Annotated in this window: 27 protein-coding genes; 10 read left to right on the top strand and 17 right to left on the bottom strand. The window is 65.9% G+C overall.

The genetic code is table 11. The features are described from left to right. Positions 1–11 precede the first annotated feature (11 nt). Positions 12–848, bottom strand: coding sequence for a sulfotransferase family protein (locus GDIA_RS01060; RefSeq protein WP_012225658.1), 837 nt, complete (start codon positions 846–848; stop codon positions 12–14). A gap of 486 nt (positions 849–1,334) precedes the next feature. On the opposite strand from GDIA_RS01060, the gene GDIA_RS01050 reads away from it, so the two are divergent. From GDIA_RS01050 to GDIA_RS01025, 5 genes are all read left to right on the top strand, one after another. Next, on the top strand, positions 1,335–1,637 hold the full coding sequence (locus tag GDIA_RS01050) for a PadR family transcriptional regulator (protein ID WP_244410159.1): 303 nt from the start codon (positions 1,335–1,337) through the stop codon (positions 1,635–1,637). Then, on the top strand, positions 1,634–2,200 hold the full coding sequence (locus GDIA_RS01045; RefSeq protein WP_012225650.1) for a DUF1700 domain-containing protein: 567 nt from the start codon (positions 1,634–1,636) through the stop codon (positions 2,198–2,200). The genes GDIA_RS01050 and GDIA_RS01045 overlap by 4 nt, the downstream gene beginning before the upstream one ends. A gap of 66 nt (positions 2,201–2,266) precedes the next feature. Then, complete coding sequence (locus GDIA_RS01040; protein ID WP_012553006.1) at positions 2,267–2,953, top strand: GIN domain-containing protein; 687 nt, start codon at positions 2,267–2,269, stop codon at positions 2,951–2,953. Between the two features lie 61 nt (positions 2,954–3,014). Continuing rightward, a protein-coding gene (locus GDIA_RS18135; protein ID WP_157864088.1) for an IS630-like element ISGdi4 family transposase occupies positions 3,015–4,072 on the top strand; the annotation gives its coding sequence in 2 pieces (ribosomal slippage) (positions 3,015–3,507 and positions 3,507–4,072; 1,059 coding nt in all). A 206-nt stretch (positions 4,073–4,278) separates the two neighbouring features. Further along, complete coding sequence (locus GDIA_RS01025; protein ID WP_012225646.1) at positions 4,279–5,124, top strand: SDR family oxidoreductase; 846 nt, start codon at positions 4,279–4,281, stop codon at positions 5,122–5,124. On the opposite strand, the gene GDIA_RS01020 is transcribed toward GDIA_RS01025, so the two are convergent. From GDIA_RS01020 to GDIA_RS01010, 3 genes are all read right to left on the bottom strand, one after another. After that, entirely contained in the window at positions 5,045–5,575 is a 531-nt protein-coding gene (locus tag GDIA_RS01020) for a GNAT family N-acetyltransferase (RefSeq protein ID WP_012553004.1), read from the bottom strand. The genes GDIA_RS01025 and GDIA_RS01020 overlap by 80 nt on opposite strands. A 79-nt stretch (positions 5,576–5,654) precedes the next feature. Next, a complete protein-coding gene (locus GDIA_RS01015) occupies positions 5,655–6,233 on the bottom strand; it encodes a hypothetical protein (protein WP_012225644.1) in 579 nt (192 codons plus the stop codon). 20 nt (positions 6,234–6,253) lie between these two features. Continuing rightward, on the bottom strand, positions 6,254–6,496 hold the full coding sequence (locus GDIA_RS01010) for a helix-turn-helix transcriptional regulator (protein WP_012225643.1): 243 nt from the start codon (positions 6,494–6,496) through the stop codon (positions 6,254–6,256). 319 nt (positions 6,497–6,815) lie between these two features. On the opposite strand from GDIA_RS01010, the gene GDIA_RS01005 reads away from it, so the two are divergent. Continuing rightward, a complete protein-coding gene (locus GDIA_RS01005; RefSeq protein ID WP_012553003.1) occupies positions 6,816–8,327 on the top strand; it encodes a YifB family Mg chelatase-like AAA ATPase in 1,512 nt (503 codons plus the stop codon). Positions 8,328–8,333: 6 nt separating this feature from the next. Further along, positions 8,334–9,200 carry a class A beta-lactamase gene (gene bla / locus GDIA_RS01000; protein WP_012225639.1) on the top strand — a complete coding sequence of 289 codons (867 nt, stop codon included), beginning with the start codon at positions 8,334–8,336 and terminating at the stop codon, positions 9,198–9,200. A gap of 301 nt (positions 9,201–9,501) precedes the next feature. Here bla and metC read toward each other — a convergent pair whose 3' ends face one another. Continuing rightward, positions 9,502–10,752, bottom strand: a complete 1,251-nt coding sequence (gene metC / locus GDIA_RS00995) for a cystathionine beta-lyase (protein WP_012225635.1) — start codon at positions 10,750–10,752, stop codon at positions 9,502–9,504. Further along, a complete protein-coding gene (locus tag GDIA_RS00990; protein ID WP_012553002.1) occupies positions 10,749–11,603 on the bottom strand; it encodes a sulfurtransferase in 855 nt (284 codons plus the stop codon). Before GDIA_RS00990 ends, metC begins: the two co-directional genes overlap by 4 nt. Before the next feature lie 209 nt (positions 11,604–11,812). Here GDIA_RS00990 and GDIA_RS00985 point away from each other — a divergent pair, with 209 nt between their 5' ends. Together GDIA_RS00985 and GDIA_RS00980 are read left to right on the top strand one after the other, a co-directional pair. Further along, positions 11,813–12,889, top strand: a complete 1,077-nt coding sequence (locus tag GDIA_RS00985; protein WP_012225631.1) for an AI-2E family transporter — start codon at positions 11,813–11,815, stop codon at positions 12,887–12,889. Next, complete coding sequence (locus GDIA_RS00980; RefSeq protein WP_012225629.1) at positions 12,886–13,593, top strand: endonuclease/exonuclease/phosphatase family protein; 708 nt, start codon at positions 12,886–12,888, stop codon at positions 13,591–13,593. The genes GDIA_RS00985 and GDIA_RS00980 overlap by 4 nt, the downstream gene beginning before the upstream one ends. Here the strand turns inward: GDIA_RS00980 and cls are convergent. Then, a complete protein-coding gene (gene cls, locus GDIA_RS00975) occupies positions 13,584–15,002 on the bottom strand; it encodes a cardiolipin synthase (RefSeq protein ID WP_012553001.1) in 1,419 nt (472 codons plus the stop codon). The genes GDIA_RS00980 and cls overlap by 10 nt on opposite strands. Before the next feature lie 79 nt (positions 15,003–15,081). Between cls and GDIA_RS00970 the strand changes: the two genes are divergently transcribed. Beyond that, on the top strand, positions 15,082–15,465 hold the full coding sequence (locus GDIA_RS00970) for a YraN family protein (protein WP_012553000.1): 384 nt from the start codon (positions 15,082–15,084) through the stop codon (positions 15,463–15,465). Between the two features lie 27 nt (positions 15,466–15,492). Here GDIA_RS00970 and GDIA_RS00965 read toward each other — a convergent pair whose 3' ends face one another. The 10 genes from GDIA_RS00965 to purB all read right to left on the bottom strand — a co-directional run bounded on the left by GDIA_RS00965 (position 15,493) and on the right by purB (position 23,241). Continuing rightward, positions 15,493–15,837: a hypothetical protein gene (locus tag GDIA_RS00965; protein WP_157864086.1), complete on the bottom strand. Its 345-nt coding sequence runs from the start codon at positions 15,835–15,837 to the stop codon at positions 15,493–15,495. Positions 15,838–15,975: 138 nt separating this feature from the next. Next, positions 15,976–16,311, bottom strand: a complete 336-nt coding sequence (gene grxD, locus GDIA_RS00960; RefSeq protein WP_012552998.1) for a Grx4 family monothiol glutaredoxin — start codon at positions 16,309–16,311, stop codon at positions 15,976–15,978. Between the two features lie 60 nt (positions 16,312–16,371). Next, complete coding sequence (locus GDIA_RS00955) at positions 16,372–16,608, bottom strand: BolA family protein (RefSeq protein ID WP_012225620.1); 237 nt, start codon at positions 16,606–16,608, stop codon at positions 16,372–16,374. 26 nt (positions 16,609–16,634) lie between these two features. Beyond that, positions 16,635–18,848 carry a phosphoribosylformylglycinamidine synthase subunit PurL gene (gene purL / locus GDIA_RS00950; RefSeq protein WP_012552997.1) on the bottom strand — a complete coding sequence of 738 codons (2,214 nt, stop codon included), beginning with the start codon at positions 18,846–18,848 and terminating at the stop codon, positions 16,635–16,637. After that, positions 18,845–19,546, bottom strand: a complete 702-nt coding sequence (gene purQ / locus GDIA_RS00945) for a phosphoribosylformylglycinamidine synthase subunit PurQ (RefSeq protein ID WP_012552996.1) — start codon at positions 19,544–19,546, stop codon at positions 18,845–18,847. Before purQ ends, purL begins: the two co-directional genes overlap by 4 nt. Next, entirely contained in the window at positions 19,543–19,938 is a 396-nt protein-coding gene (locus GDIA_RS00940) for a Rap1a/Tai family immunity protein (protein WP_012552995.1), read from the bottom strand. The genes purQ and GDIA_RS00940 overlap by 4 nt, the downstream gene beginning before the upstream one ends. Beyond that, a complete protein-coding gene (purS, locus tag GDIA_RS00935) occupies positions 19,935–20,177 on the bottom strand; it encodes a phosphoribosylformylglycinamidine synthase subunit PurS (RefSeq protein ID WP_012225612.1) in 243 nt (80 codons plus the stop codon). Before purS ends, GDIA_RS00940 begins: the two co-directional genes overlap by 4 nt. Further along, positions 20,174–20,938, bottom strand: a complete 765-nt coding sequence (gene purC / locus GDIA_RS00930) for a phosphoribosylaminoimidazolesuccinocarboxamide synthase (RefSeq protein WP_012225610.1) — start codon at positions 20,936–20,938, stop codon at positions 20,174–20,176. The genes purS and purC overlap by 4 nt, the downstream gene beginning before the upstream one ends. Positions 20,939–21,091: 153 nt before the next feature. Then, positions 21,092–21,835 (bottom strand): NRDE family protein, encoded by a 744-nt coding sequence (locus GDIA_RS00925; RefSeq protein WP_012552994.1) that lies wholly within the window; start codon positions 21,833–21,835, stop codon positions 21,092–21,094. 50 nt (positions 21,836–21,885) lie between these two features. Next, positions 21,886–23,241, bottom strand: a complete 1,356-nt coding sequence (purB, locus tag GDIA_RS00920) for an adenylosuccinate lyase (RefSeq protein ID WP_012552993.1) — start codon at positions 23,239–23,241, stop codon at positions 21,886–21,888. Between the last annotated feature and the right edge of the window lie 68 nt (positions 23,242–23,309).

Raw genomic sequence — 23,309 nt, 5'->3', positions numbered from 1 at the left:
GGTGCGGCGGATCATATGACCCGAACCCCGTTCGGGTTGGCGTTGGGGTGGTTCCAGAACGCGTCGTCGGCGAAGCGGGCGATCAGGTTGGGGGGCAGCAGGTTCCGCCGCGGCTGCCAGCCGATGGCGGGACGGATCTGATGCAGCCCCGGCGTGCCCATGCGCCGGTCGAAGGCTTCGGCGTCGAAGCGGATATTCTTCAGGTCGTGGGCGAAATTCGTTTCCCCGATGAAATCGTAGACCGCCGACAGCACCCGTCGCGGGTCCTGGACCAGGGTTTCGTAACGGACCAGCATTAGCCGGTCGGTCTGCTCGCCATAGAAGGCTTCCTTCAGGGCGTTGTAGCCGTAGCCCAGCATGCCGTCGGCCCGTGCCACGGCCTCGGCCCGCGTATAGACCGAGCCGGCGGAATCGAAATTGAACATGCCCGACGCCGCCAGGCAGTTCCGGCGGACCAGCCGTTCGATACTGTCGAGGATCCAGGGCACGTCGCGGACGCAGGCGATGACCCGGCAGCCGGGAAACAGGTCGCCCAGCAGAGGCAGGCAGTTGCTCCACGCCCGGTTGGTATCGAACACGGTCCGGGACGTGAAATCGTCGCCATAATAATTCTCGAACACCCCGCGCAGGATGCGTCGGCGCTGTTCGTCGGTGATGAAGGACGCGAATTCGTTATTCGCGCTCATCCCGTCCAGCAGCTTGCGGACCAGGCCGCAGACAGGGCTGCTCATGGACGCGGTGAAGCGGGGATTCTGCCGCAGGATGGCCGCCAGCAGCGTCGAGCCCGAGCGGGGAAGTCCCGAGATGAAGTGCATTACGCCGCTATGGTCGGGAAGGATGGTTTGCAAAATGCCGTCATCGAAAATCTGCCCGTCGTACTCTGCTTGCCGCTCGTCGTGTCGTGGGACCGCGCCCCCACGCCGATGCCGGCGAAAGAGATAAGCAACGTAGGCTGGAAGAGGACGGTCAAAATATGATCGAGATCAAAACGCATGACCTATAGAACCGGGAATGCGACCTGATCGGAAGTATTGTCGGTAAATATATCTACGCTGTACCTATCCTGCAACTACCGTGGATTCTGCAACTACCATAGCGTCACCACATATTTTGTCCGGAATCGGTTTTTTCAGACACGCTTGCGATGTTTCCCACCTGTCAGGTTGCGGCAGGGGGAGGAATCGGGACGTAAAAAATATCGTATCCCCCAACAAGACTATTGCAAGGAACCATCTAATGATGGCTATCTTGCATAGACAGGTTCTGCGTTGGTGCGGGACCGGTCCGAGGATCGACACGCCGTGGACCCTAATCTTGTCCAATTCAAAAAGGGGGTGCTGGAACTCTGCGTCCTGGCGCTTCTCTCGCGCGCTGACTCGTACGGCTACGACATCGCCAGCCGTCTGTCGGATGCGATCGATATGGGGGAGGGTACGATATACCCGCTGATGCGTCGCATGCAGAAGGACGGGCTGGTGTCCACCTATCTGGTGGAATCGTCCTCGGGCCCGCCGCGAAAATATTACCGCCTGACTGAAGGCGGTCGGAAAAATCTGGATGCCCAAAAGGCTGCATGGAACGATTTCACGCGCTCTGTCGCCGCCGTCCTGGAGCAGGATCAGGAGAAGACGCCATGAATGAGCGACAAACGTTCCTCCGCCGCCTGAAGGCCGGCCTGAAGGGGATGCCGCGACCTGCCATCGACGACATCATGGCCGATTACGAAGGGCATTTCGATGCCGGCCTGGCCGCCGGCCGTAGCGAGGCCGATGTGGCCGCCGCCTTGGGCAATCCGTCGCGCCTGGCGCGGGAACTGCGTGCCGAAGCCGGCTTGCGCCGGTGGGAGGACGAACGCAGCCTGGCCTCCGCCCTGGGCGTGATCGTGGGCGTATTGGGGCTGGCGGCACTGGACCTGTTCATCGTCCTGCCGCTTCTGGTCGCGGCCGTGACCACCGTCTTCTCGTTCTTCATCGCCGGCGTGGGGATCTGCCTGGGGGGCAGCCTGGCGCTGCCGTTCGCCATCATCACAAATTTCCCGGGCTTCGCCGGCGACCGGTTGCAGGCGGTGTTGCTCAGCATGGGCCTGCTCAGTGGCGGGGCATCCCTGGTGGCGTTCTGCATCCTCTTCACCATCGGGCTGGTCAATGTCCTGGCCCGGTACGGGCGTGCGCACTATCGGCTGATCGCCGCAGATGCCTGACGGGCAATAAGTTTTAAAAACAATCGAATATAGCGCGATATCAATCCATACGCGCAGGAGGGCTCGATGATTCGCGGGATCATATTGGTGGCCGTGGGCGGTGCTGCATTGTCCATGGCCTGTTTCGGGGTCGCCTCCGTCCGGGGGCCGATGGGCTGGCATGTCCCCGATCTGGGCGTATTGATCGATGACGATGGGGACGCGCCCCAGTCACCGATGGCATCGCGCACCCTGGACTGGAAGGGCGGCGAGGCGCTGACCTTCGAACTGCCGGCCACCATCGTCTATACGCAGGGGCCGACATCCAGCATCACCGTCAGCGGCCCGAAACGGGCCATCGATCGGGTCACGCTGGATGACGACGTGATCGACCTGGATCATGAATCGACCCGAAGCTGGCATATCCATCACCTGCGGATCGTCGTGACCGCGCCGGGATTGAAGGCGTTGACCGTCCGTTCCGCCGGATCGCTGACCCTGCAGAACGTGGCGGTGGATCATCTGCGCCTGACCGTGGAAGGGGCCGCCGACGTGGTCGGCCATGGCAGGGCGGATGCGATCACGCTGAACGTGGCCGGCGCGGCCCATGCCGACCTGTCGGACATGGTCGTAAGGGACGCCGATATCGATATCGAAGGGGCAGGGCATGTCACGGCCGGCCCGACGGGACGCGCGTCCATCCACCTCAGCGGCATCGGCGCCGTGGAACTGATACCAACTCCGGTCCGCCCTGACTCATATGTGATTGCCTGACGGTATCGTTCTGGAACGAGCTGTGATTCACAGGATGCCGAACCGGGCGGGAGGCATCCGAATGGGCGGGGCGTTAGCGTTGCGTGAGGATTATGATGCGGCGGGACTGCGTGCTCTGGCGCGGACAACGAGGCATGCGGGCCAGGCGCGTCGGCTTCTGGCGCTGGCGGCGATCTACGATGGTGCGTCACGCGGAGACGCGGCACGACTGGCTGGGACGGATCGGCAGATTGTGCGGGACTGGGTGGTGCGTTTCAACGCCGAGGGCCCGGATGGCGTGCGGGATCATCATGGGGGCGGTGTCGTTCCCCGCCTGACACCAGCCATGTTGGAAGCGCTGATGCGCCGGATCGAGGACGGCCCGATCGCTGCCGTGCATGGGGTGGTGCGCTGGCGGCAGGCTGATCTGGGGCAATGGCTTTATGAGGAATTCGGCGTCTCTCTTTCGCGCAGCCGGCTGAGCGCCGTTATCCGGGGCCTCGACTTCCGCCTTCTGACGGGACGCCCCCGGCACCATGCCCAGGATCCCGAGGCCCAGGACGTTTTTAAAAAAGCTTCCCCGACGTCATGGCCGGGATCCGGGCCCGGCATCCCGGCAAGGCCATCGAACTCTGGTGGGGCGACGAGGCGAGGGTCGGCCAGAAAACGAAGCTGACGCGCCGCTGGGCCAGACGCGGCACCCGTCCACGCGCGCCTGCCGATCAGCGCACACGTTCGGCCTGGATCTTCGGAGCGATCTGTCCGGCGCTAGGCAAGGGAGCGGCCCTCGTCCTGCCCTGGTGCAACCTCCACGCCATGAACCGGCATCTCGACGAGATCTCGCAGGCCGTAGCGCCGGGCGCTCACGCTATCCTCATCGTCGATCAGGCAGCGTGGCATACCAGCCCGAAACTCGATATCCCCGCCAACATCACCATCCTGCCGCTCCCGCCACGCTCGCCCGAACTCAATCCGGTGGAAAACGTCTGGCAGTTCATGCGCAATACCTGGCTGTCGAACCGGATCTTCCGCACCTACGACGACATCGTCGATATCTGCTGCCACGCCTGGAACCAGCTCGTCGACCAGCCCTGGCGCATCATGTCCCTCGGGCTACGACAATGGGCACATGGGTTTTAACAAACAGGAGTTGGTATGACCAGACAGCCTGCCTCGCTGACGAAGGATATCGAGGGGCTGGGCACCGTGACGGTGGATGAGGCCGCGAAGGGAACCTCGCTGTAGGACAAGTCCCGGGGCAACCATGCCGCTTTTGGGGCGATCATGACCACATGGCGTTCCTGCCAGGGCCACGCATCGCGACCCGGCTATGAGGAGGCTGTGACATGACGATCCTGGTCATCGGGGGGACGGGCACGATCGGCTCCCAGGTTCTGGCTTATCTGGATGGGCAGGGCGGGGAGGTTCGCGTCCTGACGCGCGCACCCGACACGGCCCGGCTACCGGCCGGCACCGTCCCCGTGAAAGGCGATCTGTCCGACATCGATTCCGTGCGCGCCGCCATGGACGGCGTCGACACGCTGTTCCTGCTGGCGCCGAACGCCGCGGACGAGCTGACACAGGCCATGCTGACGCTGAACGTGGCGCGCGAGGCCGGCGTGAAGGGCATCGTCTATCTGTCTGTGTTCAAGGGGGAGGAATATGCCGATGTTCCCCACTTCATCGGCAAATACGCGGTCGAGCGGATGATCGCGGATTGCGATCTGCCGGCCACGGTGCTGCGCCCGGCTTATTTCTTCCAGAACGATGTCCGGCAGAAGGACGCGCTGCTGACGCAGGGGCTCTACGCCAGCCCGGTCGGCACCAAGGGCATCTCGATGGTCGATACGCGCGACATCGGCGAGGCCGCCGCCCCGCTGCCGCGCGAGACGTATGAACTGGTCGGGCCGGACGGGCTGACCGGTGCTGCGATCGCGGCGATCTGGAGCGAAATCCTGGATCGTCCGATCCGCTATGGCGGCGACGATCTGGATACGATGGAACAGCGTCTGCGGGCGTTCGCGCCGGCCTGGCAGGCCTATGACCTGAAGCTCATGTTCCGCCGCTATCAACAGGACGGCGCGACGGCGACGGCAGCGCAGATCGACCGCCTCACGACATTGCTCGGCCATCCGCCACGGTCCTATCGCGATTTCGCCCACGCGGTGGCGAGCGAATGGACCGCTCCATGACGACCGTTTCGATCTTCATGCCGGACGGCCGGACCAGGTGGCTGTCCGCGACTTTCCTGAAGCCGTATTTCTCGTAAAATCCCTGCGCGTTCAGTGTCGCGTCAAGAATTGCGGAACTGTTTCCAGCTTCCCTGATCCGATCCAGGGCGAAGTGAAGCAGAATCGTGCCAATCCCCTGGCCGGAGGCGGCACTCTGCACGAAAATCATGGAAATGCGGTTCGCGAACAGGCCTAAAAATCCGACGGGATCGTCCGCTTTATAGGCGATCCAGCAACTGCCCAGTTCCACTGCCGTCGTATAATCGTCCGATGCGCGTCCTTCGAACCACGCGGACATCTGCGTGTCGGAGTAATGCGATGCGCAAAGACCGAGGACGGAATCCTTGTGTATCGCGAATATCAGCGCGCAATCATCAGGCTTCGCCCGCCTGATATAAAGGGCCGCTTCCATTGGTTTCGATCCCAATCAGCTGCATGACGTTTCCCAAGCCTCTCCGCTCAGGTCAAAAAAGTCAAAGTGCCGGTCGGTTTTATTCTGGATCGGGAAGGGAACGATCCGCCCAAGAAAGGTAGAGCAGCCGGATGCATTGGTAGACGATGACTGTCGCCGTCAGGAGTAATATTATTTCTGTCGCAAGGCGGGGCAGCAGGAAATCTACCCGGCGTTGCGCGGCCGCGAGGAGTTGCCAAAGCAGAACGCCTAATCCGGTATATGTCAGCAATAGCGCCCCCATCAGTCCTTTCTCCCGCGCGGCACCTGCAAGCGCCTGCTGGCGCTCGTCCCATTCGAAGACGGGACCCAGAGCCTGCGCGAATTTGTAGACGAGTCCGCTCAACCATCCTGAGAGACCGATCTGGACATACATGAACAGTAACGGAGAGGGATGCGGGCTTATCGACAGCCAGGTCAGATTGACGATTGTCAGCAACAGGATCAGGGCAGGCCGCCAGCGATAACGGACGGACGCGGGATCGCGCTTCATGTCCGGATTGTCTGCGAGGACCGGCATGCCGATCCGGTCCATGCCCTGTGCGAAGGCTTTCGCCGGAACATCCAGGAACGCCGCGATCGAGCGGTCGGGCGTCGACCACGGATTGACGGGGACCATCTATACGTACCCACGATACATCATGAACCGTTCCTCATCGCACGCCGCATCTGTTCCGCAACGGATTCGAACGGTTCCAGCGAGAACACCATGTCCACCTCGACACCCAGGACGCGGCAAATCTTCAGGGCCAGTTCCAGGCTCGGCTTGTAGTCGCCGCGCTCCAGATAGCCGATGGTCTGAGGATTGACCTCGACCGCCTCGGCCAGGGCACGCCGTGTCAGACCGCGCTCCGCACGAAACATCGCAATCCGGTTATGCATCCAGTCAATCCTTGATCATGTTGTGCATACACAACATATGTATCCCTGTCAGCAAGAACTTGTTGTCGCGACGCGGGCAGTCGCCATCAGTTGGGCGGCGACTTTCGCGGGGCAGGCGCCGGACGGAAGTGTGACACTCGTGGGTGGGCCTCCCGGGCCCGCCCACACAGGAGTATCGTATAATATATATTATGCCAACAAGACTGCGCGTGGCAGTGTGCGGGATGGAGGAGGACGATCATCGCGCCGCCGGGGTTTCGCGTTGCGGTTTCTCGGCTACAACAGGTGCATACGGGGTTTTTCCGACGATTGGGACTGCATGACCATCTCCTGCGTGCTGGGGTTCGCCTTTTCCGGTATCGACGCGATCCCTGTCCGGGTCGAGGTGCAACTGGCGTCGGGGCTGCCGTCCTTCCTGATCGTGGGCCTGGCCGACAAGGCGGTGGCCGAGGCGCGGGAACGGGTCCGCGCCGCGCTGTCCGCCATGGGGCTGACGCTGCCGGCCAAGCGGATCGTCGTCAATCTGGCCCCCGCCAACATCGTCAAGGAAGGGTCGCATTTCGACCTGCCGATCGCGCTGGCTCTGCTGACGGCGATGGGCGTGGTCCCGTCCGAGGAAAGCGGCCGCTTCGCGGCCATCGGCGAACTGTCCCTGGACGGACGGATCAATCCCGTGCCCGGCGTCCTGCCGGCGGCGCTGTGCGCGGTGGACCAGTCGCGCGGCCTGATCTGCGGCGCGCAACAGGGGCACGAGGCCCGCTGGGCCGGTGACGGCCTGGACATCCTCGCCCCCGACTCCCTGCTGGCGCTGGTGAACCACATGACCGGGGAACAGGTCCTGCCGCCGGTCGAACTTCCCGAGCGCCTGCCGGTCGAATCCATCGGAACGGGGCCGGACCTCGCGGACGTGCGCGGCATGGAAACCGCCCGGCGCGCGCTGGAAATCGCGGCGGCGGGGGCGCATTCCCTGCTGATGACCGGGCCACCCGGCGCCGGCAAGTCGATGCTGGCGGCCCGCCTCCCCTCGCTCCTGCCCGACCTGACCAGCACCGAGATCCTGGAGATCAGCCGCATCCACAGTATTTCCGGGCACCTGCCGATGGGCCTGCCGGTCTTTCGTCCGCCCTTTCGCGACCCGCATCATTCGACCAGCCAGATCGCGCTGGTGGGCGGCGGCAACGGCAACCGCATCCGGCCCGGCGAGGTCAGCCTGGCCCATCGCGGGGTGCTGTTCCTGGACGAACTGCCGGAATTTTCCCGCGCCGCGCTGGAGGCCCTGCGCCAGCCGATCGAAACGGGTACCATCACGGTGGCGCGGGCCTCGGCGCATGTCACCTACCCTGCCCGCTTCCAGCTCGTCGCGGCAATGAATCCCTGCCGGTGCGGCTATCTGGGGGATGCGTCGCAGGAATGCCGCAAGGCGCCCCGCTGCGGCGAGGAATATCTGTCGCGCATTTCCGGCCCCATGCTGGACCGGATGGACATGGCCGTGCATGTCGAACCGGTCTCGCCGGCCGAATTGGCCGGCCTGCCGACCGGCGAAAACAGTGCCGCCGTCGCCGCCCGCGTCGCCGTCGCCCGCACGCGGCAGACCGCGCGCCAGGACGGGCTGACCAACGCCGAAGCCCCGCCTGACCTGTTCCCCACCAGCACGGCGGCGCGCGATTATGCGGTGCGCGCCGCCGACCGGCTGCGCCTGTCGGCGCGCGGATTCACGCGCCTGCTACGCGTCGCACGGACGATCGCCGACCTGGCGGGAGATGAGGAGACCGGCCAGCCCCACGTCGCCGAGGCCGTCAGCTATCGCCTGCGCCGGCCAGACCGGCGTTAGCGTCTTATGAAAAGACGCCATTTTCTATGGGGCGGTTCGACCTTTCTCGCCTCGCCGTCCCTTGCCCGGCCTGCCCCGCCTTCTGTGATCTCGGACTATGAAAACGGCACCGGGGGGCACATCGGTCTGTATGCGGAAAATGTGAAGACAGGCGCGAAGCTGACCTGGAGGGCACGGGAACGCTTCGTCATGTGCAGCACGGTCAAGGCGTCCCTTGCCGCCTGCGTGCTGTCGCGCGTCGATCGCGGTCGCGACAGGCTGGAGGACATCATTCCCTACAGCGCCAGCGATATACAGGATTGGTATGCCCCCGTGGCAAAGGCGAACCTGGCCAGGGGCGCGATGTCGGTCGGCGACATGTGCCAGGCGGCGGTCGAGCAAAGCGACAATACCTGCGCCAATATTCTCCTCGCCCGTATCGGCGGTCCATCGGCGCTGACGGCATTCTGGCGCGGGATCGGGGACCGGGAAACGCGCCTTGACGACCCAGAACCCTATCTGAATCGCACCCCGCCCGGCGGCGTACGAAACACGACTACGCCCGCGTCCATGGCCACGATAATGCGGTCTCTTGTTCTCGGGCGGGTTCTGTCCGACGCATCGCGGGCCATCTTCACGCGATGGCTGGTCGGGTGCCGAACCGGTGACGACCGGTTGCGCGCCGGCCTTCCGCCCCATTGGGTCATCGGTGACAAAACGGGCAATAACGGCCGCGATGCCGCCGGAGACATCGCAGTGGTCTGGCCCGAACGCGATGTCCCGATCATCCTGTGCGTCTACACGCGAGGCGGATCGCCAACGCAGCAGCAATTCCGCACGGCCTTCGCTGGCATCGCGCGTGTCGTGGGGACGCGGCTTTATCCCGGGATTTGACAGCCCTGCGCCTCACCACCCCTGCCCCTCCAGGTCGCCAACATGGTCGGCGATCTGGGACGACCGGCCACGCAAGCCTGGCCGACGGTAATTGTCAAAAATATATTATTTATTGATCGACCTACTCTTGGAGTATATACCCATTATTTATACGAATTGGCATAATATATATTAAACGGCTTTCATGTTATTCTATGCTTATCGGATACTTTATTTTAGTTTTATATTGAGAGAACGTGTCCTTGGGCTTCAACGTCATCACAGCCAGTCGCGCAAAAGCGGCCTCGATACCGGTTTCGCCCTATGCCCCGTACACGGCCCCGCCGGCCAGCACCTCCAGCCCGGCCGACAGGTCCGCGATCAGGTCCTCGGGGTTTTCCAGTCCGATATGCAGGCGGCAGGCCGGGCCGGTCTGCGGGCCGCATTCCTCGCCGGGCGGGCAGGACCGGGTAATGCCGCCCGTGGTCGGCAGGACCAGGCTTTCATATCCGCCCCAGGAGGCACCGATTCCGAACAGGGCCAGGGAATCGATCATCGCCGTCATCGCGGCCGCGTCGTATTCCGGCTGGAAGACCACGCCGAACAGCGCCGACGCCCCGGTATAATCGCGCCGCCATATCTCGTGTCCCGGACAGGACGGCAGGGCGGGATGCAGCACGCGCGCCACCTCGGGCCGGTCGGACAGCCACAGGGCGATGTCGATCGCGGCGCGGGATTGCCGCTCCAGCCGCGCCCCCATGGTCCGCAGCCCGCGCAGGGTCAGCCAGCAATCGTCGGGGCCCGCCACCTGCCCCAGTTGGATGCTGGTATCGCGCAGGGCCTGCCAGTCCTGTTCGTCGGCGACGGATACCGCGCCGATGATGCTGTCCGAATGGCCGGCCGGATATTTGGTCAGCGCCTGGATCGAGATATCGACCCCATGGTCGAACGGCTGGAACACGCCGATGCCCCAGGTATTGTCCAGCATCATCCGCGCGCCGTGCTCGTGCGCGATGTCCGCGATCATGCGGATGTCCTGGACCTCGAACGTATGGCTGCCCGGGCTTTCGGCGAAGACGACCTGCGTGTTCGGCCGCATGGCGGCGCGCAGCCCGTCCGCGTCGATCATGGGGGGGTAATAGGTCGTCTCGACCCCGAAGCGGCGCAGGACGGTATTGGCGAAGCGGCGGGTCGGGCCATAGACCGAATCCGGGATCAGGCAATGGCCATTCTTGCCCAGGAAGGCCAGCAGCGGCGTGGAGCACGCGGCCAGGCCGGACGAGACCACCTGCGTATGGCGCGCACCCTCCAGCGCCGCGATCGCGGATTCCAGCTGGTGCTGGATGGGCGTGCCCATGGCACCATAGATCAGTTCGTGATCATAGCGCCGCGTGCCGTTGCGGTTCATGTCCGCGACGGTGGGGAACAGCACCGTCGATCCGCGCGTGGAGGCCGGGTTGACCAGCGTGCCCTCCGCCGCCGGCGGCAGGTCGCGCGCCAGATGGACCAGCGTGGTGCCCATATGGCGCCAGCCGCGGGAGACGGCATGATGCAGGGCCTGACGGTCGGTCATGGGGATGTGCCCTCGCCCGTTTCCACCGGCGCGCCCGGGGTGGACCCCCATTCGGCCCACGATCCGTCATAAAGCGAGTCGCCGGTTCGCCCGCAGATGGCCAGCCCCAGGGACAGCACCGCGGCCGATACGCCGGAGCCGCAGGTGGTGACGACCGGCCGCCCATCGGTCACGCCCACATGGGCGAAGCGATCGCGCAGCGCCGCGGGCGGCAGGAACGCGCGATTGGCATCGAGCAGCGTGCCGAACGGCAGGTTGCGTGCCCCGGGCATATGGCCCGACGCCAGGCCCGGACGCGGTTCGGCCGCCGTTCCGGCAAAGCGGGCCTGCGCTCGGGCGTCCAGGATCAGCCGGTCGCCCCGCCCCACGTGGGCCCGCATGTCGCCCAGGCCGCTGACCCGGGCAAAGCGCGGTGCGGCACGGAATCCCCCTGCCGCCGCAGGTCCTTCCTCACCTTGCTCGACCGGGCCGCCGGCGCGCTGCCAGGCGGGCAGTCCGCCATCCAGCACCTGGACCCGGTCCAGCCCGAACAGGCCGGCAAGCCACCACCCCCGCGCGGCCGAGGCCGCATTGCCCTGGTCGTAGAAGACGACGTGCGCCCCGTCCGACAGGCCCAGGCCCCGCGCCAGATGCTCGAACCGCGCCTGGGTCGGGATCATGTGCGGCAGCGGGGAATCCGGGTCCGAGAACAGCTCGATATCGAACCGGCGGGCGCCGGGAATATGAGCCTGCGCGAAGCACCGGGCGGGATCGAACGTTTCGCCCGGCAATGCCATCGTGGCGTCCAGGACCACCAGGTCGGGCGCGGCCAGGCGCTCCTGTAGCTGGGCCGGCGAAATCAGCGGATGCATGGCAGGAATCCCTTCACGGTTCCGTGGTCCGGGGACGTCCCCGGCGGCCGGTACAGCCCCTGTCATTACCGGAGCGGCCCCGCACGGATCAACCGGGCCTATCATGTGATGGCGCCCGCTCCCGGGTAGGCCTTTACCGTCAGGGCGCTCTGCCACATCATCGCACGATGCCGGATGCTCTCCGGCGCCGCGAGCTATGGCGGGAGCGTATGGCCGAACGCATCATGATGGGGCTTTTGCTGGGCGGGGTGGCCTTCGGCTGTGGTGCCATCCTCTATCCCTTCATGTCCGCGCTGCTGTGGGCGGCGATCCTGACCTTCGCCACATGGCCGCTCTTCATCCGCCTGCGCCGGCGCACCGGCCCGGTGACCGCCGCCATCGGCATGACCGTCCTGTCCGCGCTGGTCGTGGCCCTGCCCCTGGCGGTCGTGGTCAGCACCAGCATCGCCGACCTGCCCGGCACGTTCGAAGGCCTGGCCGAAACGCTGGCGCGGCTGATCCACCTGCCCGCCCCGCCGCCCTGGCTGGCGCGGATTCCCCATTTCGGTCCCGACCTGGCAAAGATCTGGACGCAATGGGCCACCGACCTGGGCCATGCGGAACGGATGCTGCTGCCCTATACCGGCAGCATCGCGCAGTCGATGCTGGCCGGGCTGATGCAGGTGGCCAGCGGACTGGTGCATCTGGGCATGGCGCTGTTCATCGCCTTCTTCTTCTGGCTGGGGGGGGATTCGCTGGGCGGCACGTTCTCGGCGGTGATCCGGCGTATCGCCGGGTCCTATGCCGACCGGATCCTCAGCATCATCGGCCGCACCATCCGGGGCACGGTGTACGGCATCCTGGGCACCGCGATCGTGCAGGGCGTGCTGACCGGCCTGGGGTTCGCGCTGACCGGCCTGCCCGAACCGGTATTGTTCGGCCTGATCACCGCCTGCGTGGCCGTCCTGCCGATCGGCGCGCCCCTGATATGGATTCCGGGGGCGCTGGCGCTGATCCTGACGCACCATCCCGGCTGGGGAATCTTCCTGGTCGTGTATGGGGTCCTGATCATATCGGGCGCCGATCACATCATCCGGCCGATGTTCATTTCCCGGGGCGCGCAACTGCCCTACCTGCTGACGGTTCTGGGGGTCCTGGGCGGGGTATGGACCTTCGGGGGGCTGGGGATCTTCCTGGGGCCGGTGCTGCTGGGCGTGGGCTATACGCTGACGGCGGAATTCGCGGCCAACGGATCGGGCCATACGGGGAATGCCACCCCGATACAGGAGAATTTCATAGAACCATGAGCATCGTCCGCCCCTATCCCCCCTCGGCGCCGCACCTGCGGCCCGGGCAGCGGCCGCGACCGGCGCACCTGCCGGCGAATGCCGGCGGTTCGGAACGCAAGATCGTCAGCTGGAACCTGCTGCGGCTGGTCGGCGCCTCGCCGCGCGACGTCATCCATCTGATCGAACAGGAACGCCCCGACCTGCTGCTGATGCAGGAAGCGACGTCGGATTTCGACGCTCTGCCCCACCTGATCGGCGGTCATTACGCGCGCTCCCCTCTGCCCGGCCGTATCCACGGCGTGGCGTGCTGGAGCCCCAGCCCCTTTCGCCGCCAGCCGCTGACCTGCACCCTGCCGTCGGGTCCGCTGGTGCGGCGGGTGGCGCAGATGATCGAATGCGCGTCCTTCGCCTTCACCGTCGCCAACGTCCATCTCTCGCACGGCCAGATCATGAACCGGCGGCAGTTGCGGCGGCTGGGTGAAATCCTGCCGGCCCACGCCGCCGTGCTGGGGGATTTCAACTTGGTGGGGCCGACATTGATGCCCCATTTCCGCGATGTCGGGCCGCGCGCGCCTACCCACCGGATGGTCGACATGGTCCCGATCCGGATCGACCGCTGCCTGGTGCGCGGCCTGAGCTGCACCGAGGCCCGCGTCCTGGACAATTACACGTCCGACCATTGTCCCATCACGGTCAGGCTGGAACGATCGGGCTACAAATAGGGCAGGAACAGCCGCGCCCCCGCATCGCGCAGGCGTATCGGCAGTATGCGCCGGTCCAGGTCGTGATGCGTCAGGCGTTCATGCCGATGCCGGATGATGAACGCGTCGATCAGCCCGGCCATCGCGTCGTCGTACGCTTCCAGGTTGATCTCGAAATTCAGCCGCAGGCTGCGCACGTCCAGATTGGAACTGCCGACGAAGGCCCAGTGCTGGTCCACCACCATCAGCTTGGAATGGTTGAAAGGCGGACTGGCCCGCCACACCCGGCAGCCTGAATCGAGGAAGCGCGGCAGGTTGGCCGACCGCGCCCAGTCGATCAGCGTGTGGTTGCTGCGCCCGGGAATGACGATATCCACCTCGATCCCGCGCAGGGCGGCCAGCGCCAGTTCCGTCAGGAACCGCTCGCCCGGCAGGAAATAGGGCGTCATCAGCCGGACCGAATGCCGCGCCATGGTAATGGCCTGCAGCATGGTGAATTCGATCTTCTCCAGGTCGGAATCGGGGCCGGCGGTGACGATCCGGGCCAGGATATCTCCATGCTGGCTGACCTCGGGGAAGAACGGGTCGACCGGCAGGTCCTCGCCCGTGGTAAAGGACCAGTCTTGGGCGAAGGCTTCGGTCAATTGATGCACGATCGGGCCCTCGACCCGGAAATGCGTGTCCGATACCGGATGGGCGGGATGGCTGGCGACCACGTTTTCCGCACCGATATTCAGGCCGCCCATGAAGCCAAGTTGCCCGTCCACCACCAGGATCTTCTTGTGGTTGCGCATGTTGATGAACGGCATGCGCCACGGTAGCAGGGAATGCATGAACCGCCCCACGGGAACCCCGGCCCGGTGCAGCGCATGCGTCACGGGGCAGCGGAAATAGCCGCTGCCGACCCCGTCGACCAGGACGCGCACCGCGATACCCCGCTGATGGGCGCCGATCAGGGCGGCGATGAACCGGTCCCCGGCATCGTCACCACGAAAGATGTAGGACGACAGCAGTACGCTGCTGGTGGCGCCCCCGATGGCGTCGAGCATCTGGGGATAGGCCTGGTCCCCGTCATGGAGCATGCAAATGCCGTTGCCGCTCATCAACGGGCGGCCGGTCAGCTTGCCGACCATGTTGGACAGCGGCGCGAAATGACCCTGCTCGGCGCGTTTCCAGCGTGAGGACAGGGTCCGGCTGTGCCAGGACGACCGCCCGATCAGCTTGCGCGCGCGGCGATGCACGCGATTGATGCCGAACATGGCGTACAGCACCCCGCCCGTGAACGGCATCAGAATCGAGATGCCGATCCAGCCGATCGCGGCCCCGACATCGCGCTTGTTCAGCAGGACATGCACTGCCACGCTGAGCGCGACGACCACGCGCGACAGCAACACGAGCAAAAGAACGGTATGCCAGTACGTCAGCAGCATGAAATCATGTCGATCCCTGATATGACGGGGAAAACGGTGCGAAAGGATGACGATGCGGTCAAGCCGCGAGGATGACGGGATGATGGTGGAACCCACGCGCCGCCGGGTGCGCGGCGCCGCGTCCTATCAGCGCGGCTTGCAGGCAGAACAGGTCGCGGGCGCGTGGTTGCAGGAGCACGGCTGGACGATCCTGATGCATCGGGCCCGTACCCGTTGGGGGGAAATCGACCTGGTCGCGCAACGGGGCGCCATGATCGTGTTTTGCGAGGTCAAGTGCCGCCCCCACTACACCGCGGCGGCCGAAAGCTTGGGACGCGCCCAGATGCGGCGGCTGATGAATGCGGCGGCCTGGCTGTGCGCCGCCCATCCCGGCTGGATTTATGACGAAATGCGTTTTGACGTGCTTCTGGTTACGGCAGGCGACGCCGTGCACCACATCACGGATGCCTTCAGGATGGAATGACGGCGGGCAGGCCCGCCCTGCCCTGCGTCAGGTCCGGTGACGGCCCTTGTGCGCGACATGACGGCCGGACGACGCGGCATGGGCGGGATGATAGACCACGTTGCGGACCAGGCCATGCGTGCCTAGGCCGTGCGTGCCGGACGCCAGGGCGGTGCGATAGGCATGGACCGGCGCGGTGCGGACGGCGCGGCGATAGACGATATGCCGGACCGGCGGCGGCGGGGCGGTCAGCGCATCCAGGGTCAGGCGCCCGGCCTCGATATCCGTGACCATATGCTGCGCGTGCGCGGACGTCGTGCCGACGGCCAGCAGCGCCATCCCGGTTCCGAGCAGGCTGAGAGCGGCTTTCCTGATTGCGACCCGAAACATCATTGTCCTCATCACCAACCCCGATCTTCCAAGGCTAAGCGAAAGGCCGGGCCCGCGACAAGGGCCGCAATGAGCACGAGCATAAAAAAACGGCCCGGATCAACGATCCGGGCCGCCTTTTATCGGGAAGGCCGATGCGCGTCAGGCCGAAGCCGTCACGATGCCCTTTTCCACGAACAGCTTTTCCAGTTCGCCGGTCTGGAACATTTCGCTGACGATGTCGCAGCCGCCGATGAACTCGCCCTTGACGTAGAGCTGCGGCACGGTCGGCCAGTTGGTGAAATCCTTGACCCCCTGGCGCAGTTCCGCATCTTCCAGGACATTGGCCGCCTGGAACGGCACGCCCAGGTGGTTCAGGATCTTCACCACCTTGGCCGAGAACCCGCACTGCGGGAACTGGGCGGTACCCTTCATGTACAGCATGACGGGGTTGGTATCGATGTCGTTCTGAATACGCTGCGTGATGGTGTCAGCCATGGTTCGATCCTGTCAGAAAGGCGGCCGCCGGCGACCGCGTTGCGTCGTAGTCCGGTCCGATTACCGTTCGGGAACGTTGGTCTGCAATGCCAGGGCATGCAGCTTGCCACCCATATGACCCTGCAGGGCCGCATAGACAACCTGATGCTGCCGCACGCGGGACAGGCCGCGAAAGGCTTCGCTGACGACGGTGCAGGCGTAATGATCACCGTCCCCCGCCAGGTCCTCGATGCTGATCGAGGCATCCGGCAGGGCCGTCCGGATATAGGTCTCTATTTCCTGTGCCGTCATCGCCATCGGCAGTACTCCTGTGCGCGTTAGTTCTAGCGGTCCATCAAGGCAGGAAAGAACGCCGAATTGACTGCATTCAACCGCGCTGTCGATATTGTGGCGCCACTGGGCAAAGTCAAACCGTCGCCGCCCGACCGGCCCAGCACCCGCGTTTCGACCCCTGCCCCCGTGGCGGCAAGGGTAAAGGCGTCGGCATCGCGAACCGCCACAACATATCGTGACTGATCCTCGCCGAACCAGAAGGCCTCGGGGCGGATGCCCGATTGCGGCGCCGACAGGACGCAGCCGACATCGCCGGCCATGACCATCTCGGCCAGCGTGACCAGCAGCCCGCCATCCGCGACGTCATGACAGGCCACGACATGGCCGTCCTGGATCTGCCCGCGGACGAAATCGCCATTCCGCCGTTCCGCCGCCAGGTCCAGCGCCGGCGGCGGCCCGTCCTCGCGGCCATGGATCTCGCGCAGCCACAGCGACTGGCCCATCTCGCCCCGCGTGGTACCGACCAGGACCAGGATGCAGTCCGCCGGCATCGCCAGCCCGACGGCCTTCGTCACGTCTTCCAGCACCCCCAGGCCGCCGATGGCGGGCGTGGGCAGGATCGAGACCGAGGACCCGTCCGGCGCGCGGGTTTCGTTGTAGAGCGAGACGTTGCCGCTGACGACCGGGAAGTCCAGCGCGCGGCAGGCCTCGCCCATCCCCTCGATCGCCGCGACGAACTGGCCCATAACCTCGGGCTTCTCGGGTGATCCGAAATTGAGGTTGTCGGTCACCGCCAGGGGGCGCGCGCCGGTCGCGACGATGTTGCGCCAGGCCTCGGCCACCGCCTGCGCCCCGCCCAGGCGGGCGTCGGCGCGGCAATAGCGCGGAGTACAGTCGGTGGTCAGCGCCAGGCCCAGCGACGTGTCCTCGATCTTGACGATCGCGGCGTCGGCCCCGCCGGGGCGCTTGACGGTCTGGCCGCCCACCGTGCTGTCGTACTGGTTCCACACCCACGCGCGCGAGGCCAGGTCCGGGCAGCCGATCAGCCGGATCAGCGCCTGCTCGATCCCGACAGGGTCGGTCAGCGGGCCCAGCGGCGCCGGGACGGGCGCGGGGGCGGTCGGGCGGCGATAGATCGGCGCCTGGTCCGCCAGCGGGTCCAGCGGAATATCGGCCTCGACGCGGCCCTGGTGGCGCACGACGATATGGCCGGTCTCGGTCAGGTGGCCGATGACCGCGAAATCCAGTTCCCACTTCTCGAAGATCGCGCGCGCGACGTCCGTCCGGTCGGGACGGATGACGATCAGCATGCGCTCCTGGCTTTCCGAGAGCATCATCTCGTACGCCGTCATGCCGCGTTCGCGCTGCGGCACGGCATCCAGGTCCAGGTCGATGCCGACCCCGCCCTTGCCCGCCATCTCGACCGAAGACGAGGTCAGGCCGGCGGCGCCCATGTCCTGGATCGCCACGATGGCGTCGGTGGCCATCAGTTCCAGGCAGGCCTCGATCAGCAACTTTTCCACGAACGGGTCGCCGACCTGCACGGTGGGGCGCTTGGCCAGCGCGTCCTCGTCGAATTCGGACGAGGACATGGTGGCGCCATGGATGCCGTCGCGCCCGGTCTTGGACCCGACATAGATCACCGGATTGCCCACCCCCGCCGCGGCGGAAAGGAAGATCCGGTCCTGGCGGGCGATGCCCACCGTCATGGCGTTGACCAGCGGATTGCCGTCATAGGACGGGTGGAAATTGATTTCCCCGCCCACGGTCGGCACCCCGACGCAATTGCCGTATCCGCCCACGCCGCGCACCACGCCGTCGATGATGCGACGGGTCTGCGGGTTTTCGGGACTGCCGAAGCGCAGGGCGTTCAGGTTCGCCACCGGTCGCGCGCCCATGGTGAACACGTCGCGCAGGATGCCGCCCACGCCGGTCGCCGCCCCCTGGTAGGGTTCGATGAACGACGGATGGTTATGGCTTTCCATCTTGAAGATGGCTGCCAGGCCCTGGCCGATATCGACGACGCCGGCATTCTCGCCCGGTCCGTGGATCACCCACGGCGCCGTGGTCGGCAGCGTCTTCAGCCATACGCGCGACGATTTGTACGAACAATGCTCCGACCACATGACCGAAAAGATGCCCAGTTCGGTCAGCGAGGGCGTGCGGCCCATGATCGACAGGACGTTGCCGTATTCTTCCGCGGTCAGCCCGAATTCCTTCGCCAGGTCCTGATCGACAGGTCGCTGTCCCTTTTCGCTGCTCATCGGACCAGAGCCTCCACCAGCCCCTCGAACAGGGGTTTTCCGTCCTCGCCGCCCATCAGCGGGTCCACCAGGTCCTCGGGGTGCGGCATCATGCCGCAGATCCGCAGGTTGGCGCTGAATACGCCGGCAATCGCGTTCACGCTGCCGTTCGGGTTCGTCTGCCGGTCGCCCGCATCCACCCGCCCGTCGGGCCGGGCATAGCGGAAGGCCACGCGGCCCTCGTCTTCCAGCGCGTGGATCGTCGCGTCGTCGGCGATGTAGTTGCCGTCGCCATGCGCCATCGGGGTACGGAACACGTCACCCACCTGCCAGCGGCGGGTAAAGGGCGTGTCGTTGCGTTCGACGCGCAGATGGCAATCCTGCGACAGGAAGCGCAGCGCCGCGTTGCGCAGCAGCGCGCCGGGCAGCAATCCGGTCTCCGTCAGGATCTGGAAGCCGTTGCAGACCCCCAGGATATGCCCCCCGGCCTCGGCGAAGCGGCGGACGGCCGCCATGATCGGGGCGTGGGCCGCCATGGCACCGCAGCGCAGGTAATCGCCGTAGCTGAACCCGCCGGCCAGCACCACCAGGTCCAGGTCCGGCAGGTCGGTATCACGATGCCAGATCATGGCCGGTGCGCGGCCGGTCACGCTGCGCAGCGCGATCGCCATGTCCCTCTCCCGGTTCGTCCCCGGGAAGACGACGATGCCGGCCTTCATTTGCCGCCACCGCAGGGATAGGATTCGTGCAGCGCCGTGAAGACCAGTTCGCCGACCGGCTTGGACAACTGGTCGCTATGCCCATGCAGCCAGGTCACCACATGGCCGCGCATCTCGGCACTGGTCGCCCCCGGGGCGATGCAGAAACCCGTGGGCGTGGTCTTGTCGCCCTGGTTCTTGTCATAGACGTGCGTCAGGGCCACCGCATCCGCCAGACCCGACAGGTACGCGTCGCAGATCGCGACGCTGGGCGCCCGGCTGCAGAACTCCAGGAACCGCCCGCCCTTCAGGGTCGAGACGCGCTGCGCCATCGCGCTGGACGGCAGGCTGGCGACGGCACTACCAGCGGCCAGGGCGGCGGCCAGCAGGAAAACGGAACGCCGGGCCGTCATGCCACGACCTCGGTCACGAAATCCTCGATCACCAGGTTGGCCAGCAGGCCGCGCGCCATGGCATCGGCCTTCTCGCGCGCGGCGGCGGGATCGGTCTCGTCCAGTTCCAGTTCGATCACGCGGCCGATGCGGACCTCGCCCACGCCACCGAAGCCCAGGACATGCAGCGCATGGGCCACGGCCTTGCCCTGCGGGTCCAGCACGCCGTCCTTCAGCATGACCGTCACGCGTACCTTCATTGCATTACCTCCGGTCCCTTCATGTCGGAATTCGTGGCCTCGGGCAGGATGCCCAGCCGCCATGCCACTTCCTGATACGCTTCCTCGACGCGGCCCATGTCGCGGCGGAACCGGTCCTTGTCCAGCTTCTCGCTGGTCTTGGCGTCCCACAGGCGGCAATTGTCGGGCGAAATCTCGTCGGCCAGGACGATGCGCATGTCCTCGCCTTCCCACAGCCGGCCGAATTCCAGCTTAAAATCGACCAGCGTGATGCCGATGCCGACGAACAGGCCCGACAGGAAATCGTTCGTGCGCATGGTCAGCGCCACCATGTCGTCCAGGTCGTGCGTGCAGGCCCAGCCGAAGGCGGTGATGTGCTCCTCGCTGACCATCGGGTCGTTCAGGCTGTCGTTCTTGTAGTAGTATTCGATGATCGTGCGCGGCAGGCGCGTGCCCTCGGGAATGCCCAGCCGCTTGGCCAGGCTGCCGGCGGCGACGTTGCGCACCACGACCTCCAGCGGAATGATCTCCACTTCGCGGATCAACTGCTCGCGCATGTTCAGGCGGCGGATGAAGTGGGTCGGGATTCCGATGTCGTGCAGGCGCAGCATCAGATGTTCGCTGATGCGGTTGTTCAGCACACCCTTGCCGGTGATGATCCCCTTCTTCGCGCCGTTGCCGGCGGTCGCGTCGTCCTTGAAATACTGGACCAGCGTCCCGGGTTCCGGACCCTCGAAGAGGATCTTGGCTTTTCCTTCGTAGAGCTGACGGCGGCGGGCCATACTCGTCCTTCATACGGCTGGTGGAGGCCTGCGCGGGCATGCCTCCCGATGAGGGGTCCCATAAGGTCCCTGTAATGCGACAGCCTCATAGCAACGATTGGTTGCGGAAGATACCATTCCCTTGAAGGGGCGGAATGCGGGACGGGACCGCCGTCAGGCGGCCGGGCCACTCCTTAAATCCACAGGCGCGTAGCCCACGCGGTCGGGCGCCCCGGCGGCGAAATGCCATGACGGCGCGGCATCCGGCGCCGCCGGCAGGCCGATGACCGAGGAACTGCAGGTACCGAATCCCGCGCGCGGCGGAATGTTCAGCTCGCTCCCCGCGGGCAGCGACCGGTCGGACAGGATGCGGGTCCAGGGTGTCCAGTCCGGCGGGACGGGACGTGCGGGCTCGCGGAAGCGCGGCAGGTGGCGGCCGATCCGGGGAATCGACAGGTCGTCAGGCCCCGTCGTCGCCGCCATGTGGCAGCCGGGTTCCAGCCGCAGGATCTCGGGCGTCGCATAGCCCAGGCCGGAAATGAAATAGGCGCAGCGGCGGTCCGCCACCACCATGTTGAACGACCGCCACGCCCCGGCATCCAGCGTGGCCAGCGCGCGCATGGCATCGGTCGCGGTGGTGTGCTCCAGGGCCATCAGCGGCAGTTCCCCGCGCGAACGCTTGCCGGCGGCCGGCCCCAGGCTGCCGACCCGGTTCATCACCCCCGCGACGACCCCGGCATCGTTCAGCGCCAGCCAGGACCCGCCGGCCAGCCGGTCCCGCCCGCCGATGACCGATGGGCGATCGGGCCAGTGCCGGCCCGGAGCGTCCCAGGGGCGGTCCAGGCGTTCGTCACGATTGGCCGCCAGCAGCAGGGGCCATTCGGAACCGGGGGCCAGGGACAGGACGATGGTACACACGATCTTTCTTCCATCCTTGCGTCACGGCCCCGGCGCGCGGGTGCCGTGTATCAGCCCGCCCGGCCGGGCCCGGCTTCGCCGAACACGCGGGTATAGCTGTGGTCCAGCGCGCCCAGGTGGGAATCGCTGTTCATGGCGGCGTCCAGCACCGAGGCCGGGACCCGGCCCGCGACCTCGGGGTCGGCTTCCAGGTTCTCGCGGAACGAGCGGCCGCCGGGCTTGCCCAGCATGGTCCAGGTCGCCATCGCGTTGCGCTGGACGATGCGGTACGCATCCTCGCGCAGGATGCCGGCACGGGCCAGGGCCAGCAGGACCTCGCCGGAATGGACAACGCCGCCCAGGCTTTCCAGGTTCGCGATCATCCGGTCGGGATAGATCACCAGCTTGTCCATCATGCCGGCCAGCCGGGCCAGGGCGAAATCCAGGCCGATCGTGCCGTCGGGGCAGATGTTGCGCTCGACCGACGAATGGCTGATGTCGCGCTCGTGCCACAGCGCCACGTTCTCCAGCGCCGGGATGACATGCGCGCGCACCAGGCGGGCCAGGCCGGTCAGGTTTTCCGACAGGACCGGGTTCCGCTTGTGCGGCATCGCCGACGAACCCTTCTGGCCCGGATGGAAGAACTCCTCGGCCTCGCGCACTTCCGAACGCTGCAGGTGCCGGACCTCGACCGCCAGGCGCTCGATGCCGCTGGCGATCACCGCCAGCGCGCAGAAATAGGCGGCATGGCGGTCGCGCGGGATCACCTGGGTGGACACGCCCTCGGGCTCCAGCCCCAGCCGCGCGGCCACGAATTCCTCGACCCGGGGGTCGACATGGGCATAGGTGCCGACCGCGCCGGAAATGGCGCAGGTGGCGATTTCCGCGCGGGCGCGGACCAGCCGCTCGCGATTGCGGGCGAATTCGGCGTAATGGCCGGCCAGCTTCAGCCCGAACGAGGTCGGTTCGGCATGGATCGCGTGGCTGCGCCCGATGGTCAGCGTGTATTTATGCTCGAACGCCCGGCGCTTCAGCGCGTCCAGCACGGCATCCAGGTCCGCCAGCAGCATGTCGGTGGCCTGCACCAGCTGCACCGACAGGCAGGTGTCCAGCACGTCGGACGACGTCATGCCCAGATGGACGAAGCGGCTTTCGGGGCCGATCTTCTCGGCCAGCCAGGTCAGGAACGCGATGACGTCATGCCGGGTCTCGGCCTCGATCTCGTCGATGCGGTCCAGGTCGGCCTGCGAGAACGCGGCCATGGCGGCGTCGCCCTTCTCCCGCACCACTTTCGCGGCCTCGGCGGGCACGGCGCCGTACTGCGCCATGGCCTCGCACGCCATGGCCTCGATCTCGAACCAGATCCGGTACCGGTTCTCGGGGGCCCAGATGGCGGCCATGGCGGGGCGGGTATAACGCGGAACCATCGTGCTCGGCTTTCTCTCTATCGATGAAAAGGAGGGGGCGGCGAATGAAGGACGGGGTCGCCCCTTTA

The organism is Gluconacetobacter diazotrophicus PA1 5, from assembly GCF_000021325.1.
GTDB lineage: Bacteria > Pseudomonadota > Alphaproteobacteria > Acetobacterales > Acetobacteraceae > Gluconacetobacter > Gluconacetobacter diazotrophicus.
This window is presented reverse-complemented; position numbering and strand designations above follow the sequence as displayed.

Bases quoted from the DNA above. Each gene is read 5' to 3' on its own strand.
- metC (WP_012225635.1), bottom strand. From the start codon at position 10,752: ATGACCGACCGTCAGGCCCTGCATCATGCCGTCTCCCGCGGCTGGCGC.
- GDIA_RS00955 (WP_012225620.1), bottom strand. From the start codon at position 16,608: ATGGCGATGACGGCACAGGAAATAGAGACCTATATCCGGACGGCCCTG.
- purQ (WP_012552996.1), bottom strand. From the start codon at position 19,546: ATGAAGGCCGGCATCGTCGTCTTCCCGGGGACGAACCGGGAGAGGGAC.
- purS (WP_012225612.1), bottom strand. From the start codon at position 20,177: ATGAAGGTACGCGTGACGGTCATGCTGAAGGACGGCGTGCTGGACCCG.
- GDIA_RS01025 (WP_012225646.1), top strand. From the start codon at position 4,279: ATGACGATCCTGGTCATCGGGGGGACGGGCACGATCGGCTCCCAGGTT.
- grxD (WP_012552998.1), bottom strand. From the start codon at position 16,311: ATGGCTGACACCATCACGCAGCGTATTCAGAACGACATCGATACCAAC.
- bla (WP_012225639.1), top strand. From the start codon at position 8,334: ATGAAAAGACGCCATTTTCTATGGGGCGGTTCGACCTTTCTCGCCTCG.
- GDIA_RS01020 (WP_012553004.1), bottom strand. From the start codon at position 5,575: ATGGAAGCGGCCCTTTATATCAGGCGGGCGAAGCCTGATGATTGCGCG.
- GDIA_RS00985 (WP_012225631.1), top strand. From the start codon at position 11,813: ATGGCCGAACGCATCATGATGGGGCTTTTGCTGGGCGGGGTGGCCTTC.
- GDIA_RS01005 (WP_012553003.1), top strand. From the start codon at position 6,816: ATGACCATCTCCTGCGTGCTGGGGTTCGCCTTTTCCGGTATCGACGCG.
- GDIA_RS00940 (WP_012552995.1), bottom strand. From the start codon at position 19,938: ATGACGGCCCGGCGTTCCGTTTTCCTGCTGGCCGCCGCCCTGGCCGCT.
- GDIA_RS00965 (WP_157864086.1), bottom strand. From the start codon at position 15,837: ATGATGTTTCGGGTCGCAATCAGGAAAGCCGCTCTCAGCCTGCTCGGA.
- purB (WP_012552993.1), bottom strand. From the start codon at position 23,241: ATGGTTCCGCGTTATACCCGCCCCGCCATGGCCGCCATCTGGGCCCCC.
- GDIA_RS00990 (WP_012553002.1), bottom strand. From the start codon at position 11,603: ATGCATCCGCTGATTTCGCCGGCCCAGCTACAGGAGCGCCTGGCCGCG.
- purC (WP_012225610.1), bottom strand. From the start codon at position 20,938: ATGGCCCGCCGCCGTCAGCTCTACGAAGGAAAAGCCAAGATCCTCTTC.
- GDIA_RS00970 (WP_012553000.1), top strand. From the start codon at position 15,082: ATGATGGTGGAACCCACGCGCCGCCGGGTGCGCGGCGCCGCGTCCTAT.
- GDIA_RS01015 (WP_012225644.1), bottom strand. From the start codon at position 6,233: ATGGTCCCCGTCAATCCGTGGTCGACGCCCGACCGCTCGATCGCGGCG.
- purL (WP_012552997.1), bottom strand. From the start codon at position 18,848: ATGAGCAGCGAAAAGGGACAGCGACCTGTCGATCAGGACCTGGCGAAG.
- GDIA_RS01010 (WP_012225643.1), bottom strand. From the start codon at position 6,496: ATGCATAACCGGATTGCGATGTTTCGTGCGGAGCGCGGTCTGACACGG.
- GDIA_RS00980 (WP_012225629.1), top strand. From the start codon at position 12,886: ATGAGCATCGTCCGCCCCTATCCCCCCTCGGCGCCGCACCTGCGGCCC.
- GDIA_RS01040 (WP_012553006.1), top strand. From the start codon at position 2,267: ATGATTCGCGGGATCATATTGGTGGCCGTGGGCGGTGCTGCATTGTCC.
- GDIA_RS01045 (WP_012225650.1), top strand. From the start codon at position 1,634: ATGAATGAGCGACAAACGTTCCTCCGCCGCCTGAAGGCCGGCCTGAAG.
- cls (WP_012553001.1), bottom strand. From the start codon at position 15,002: ATGCTGCTGACGTACTGGCATACCGTTCTTTTGCTCGTGTTGCTGTCG.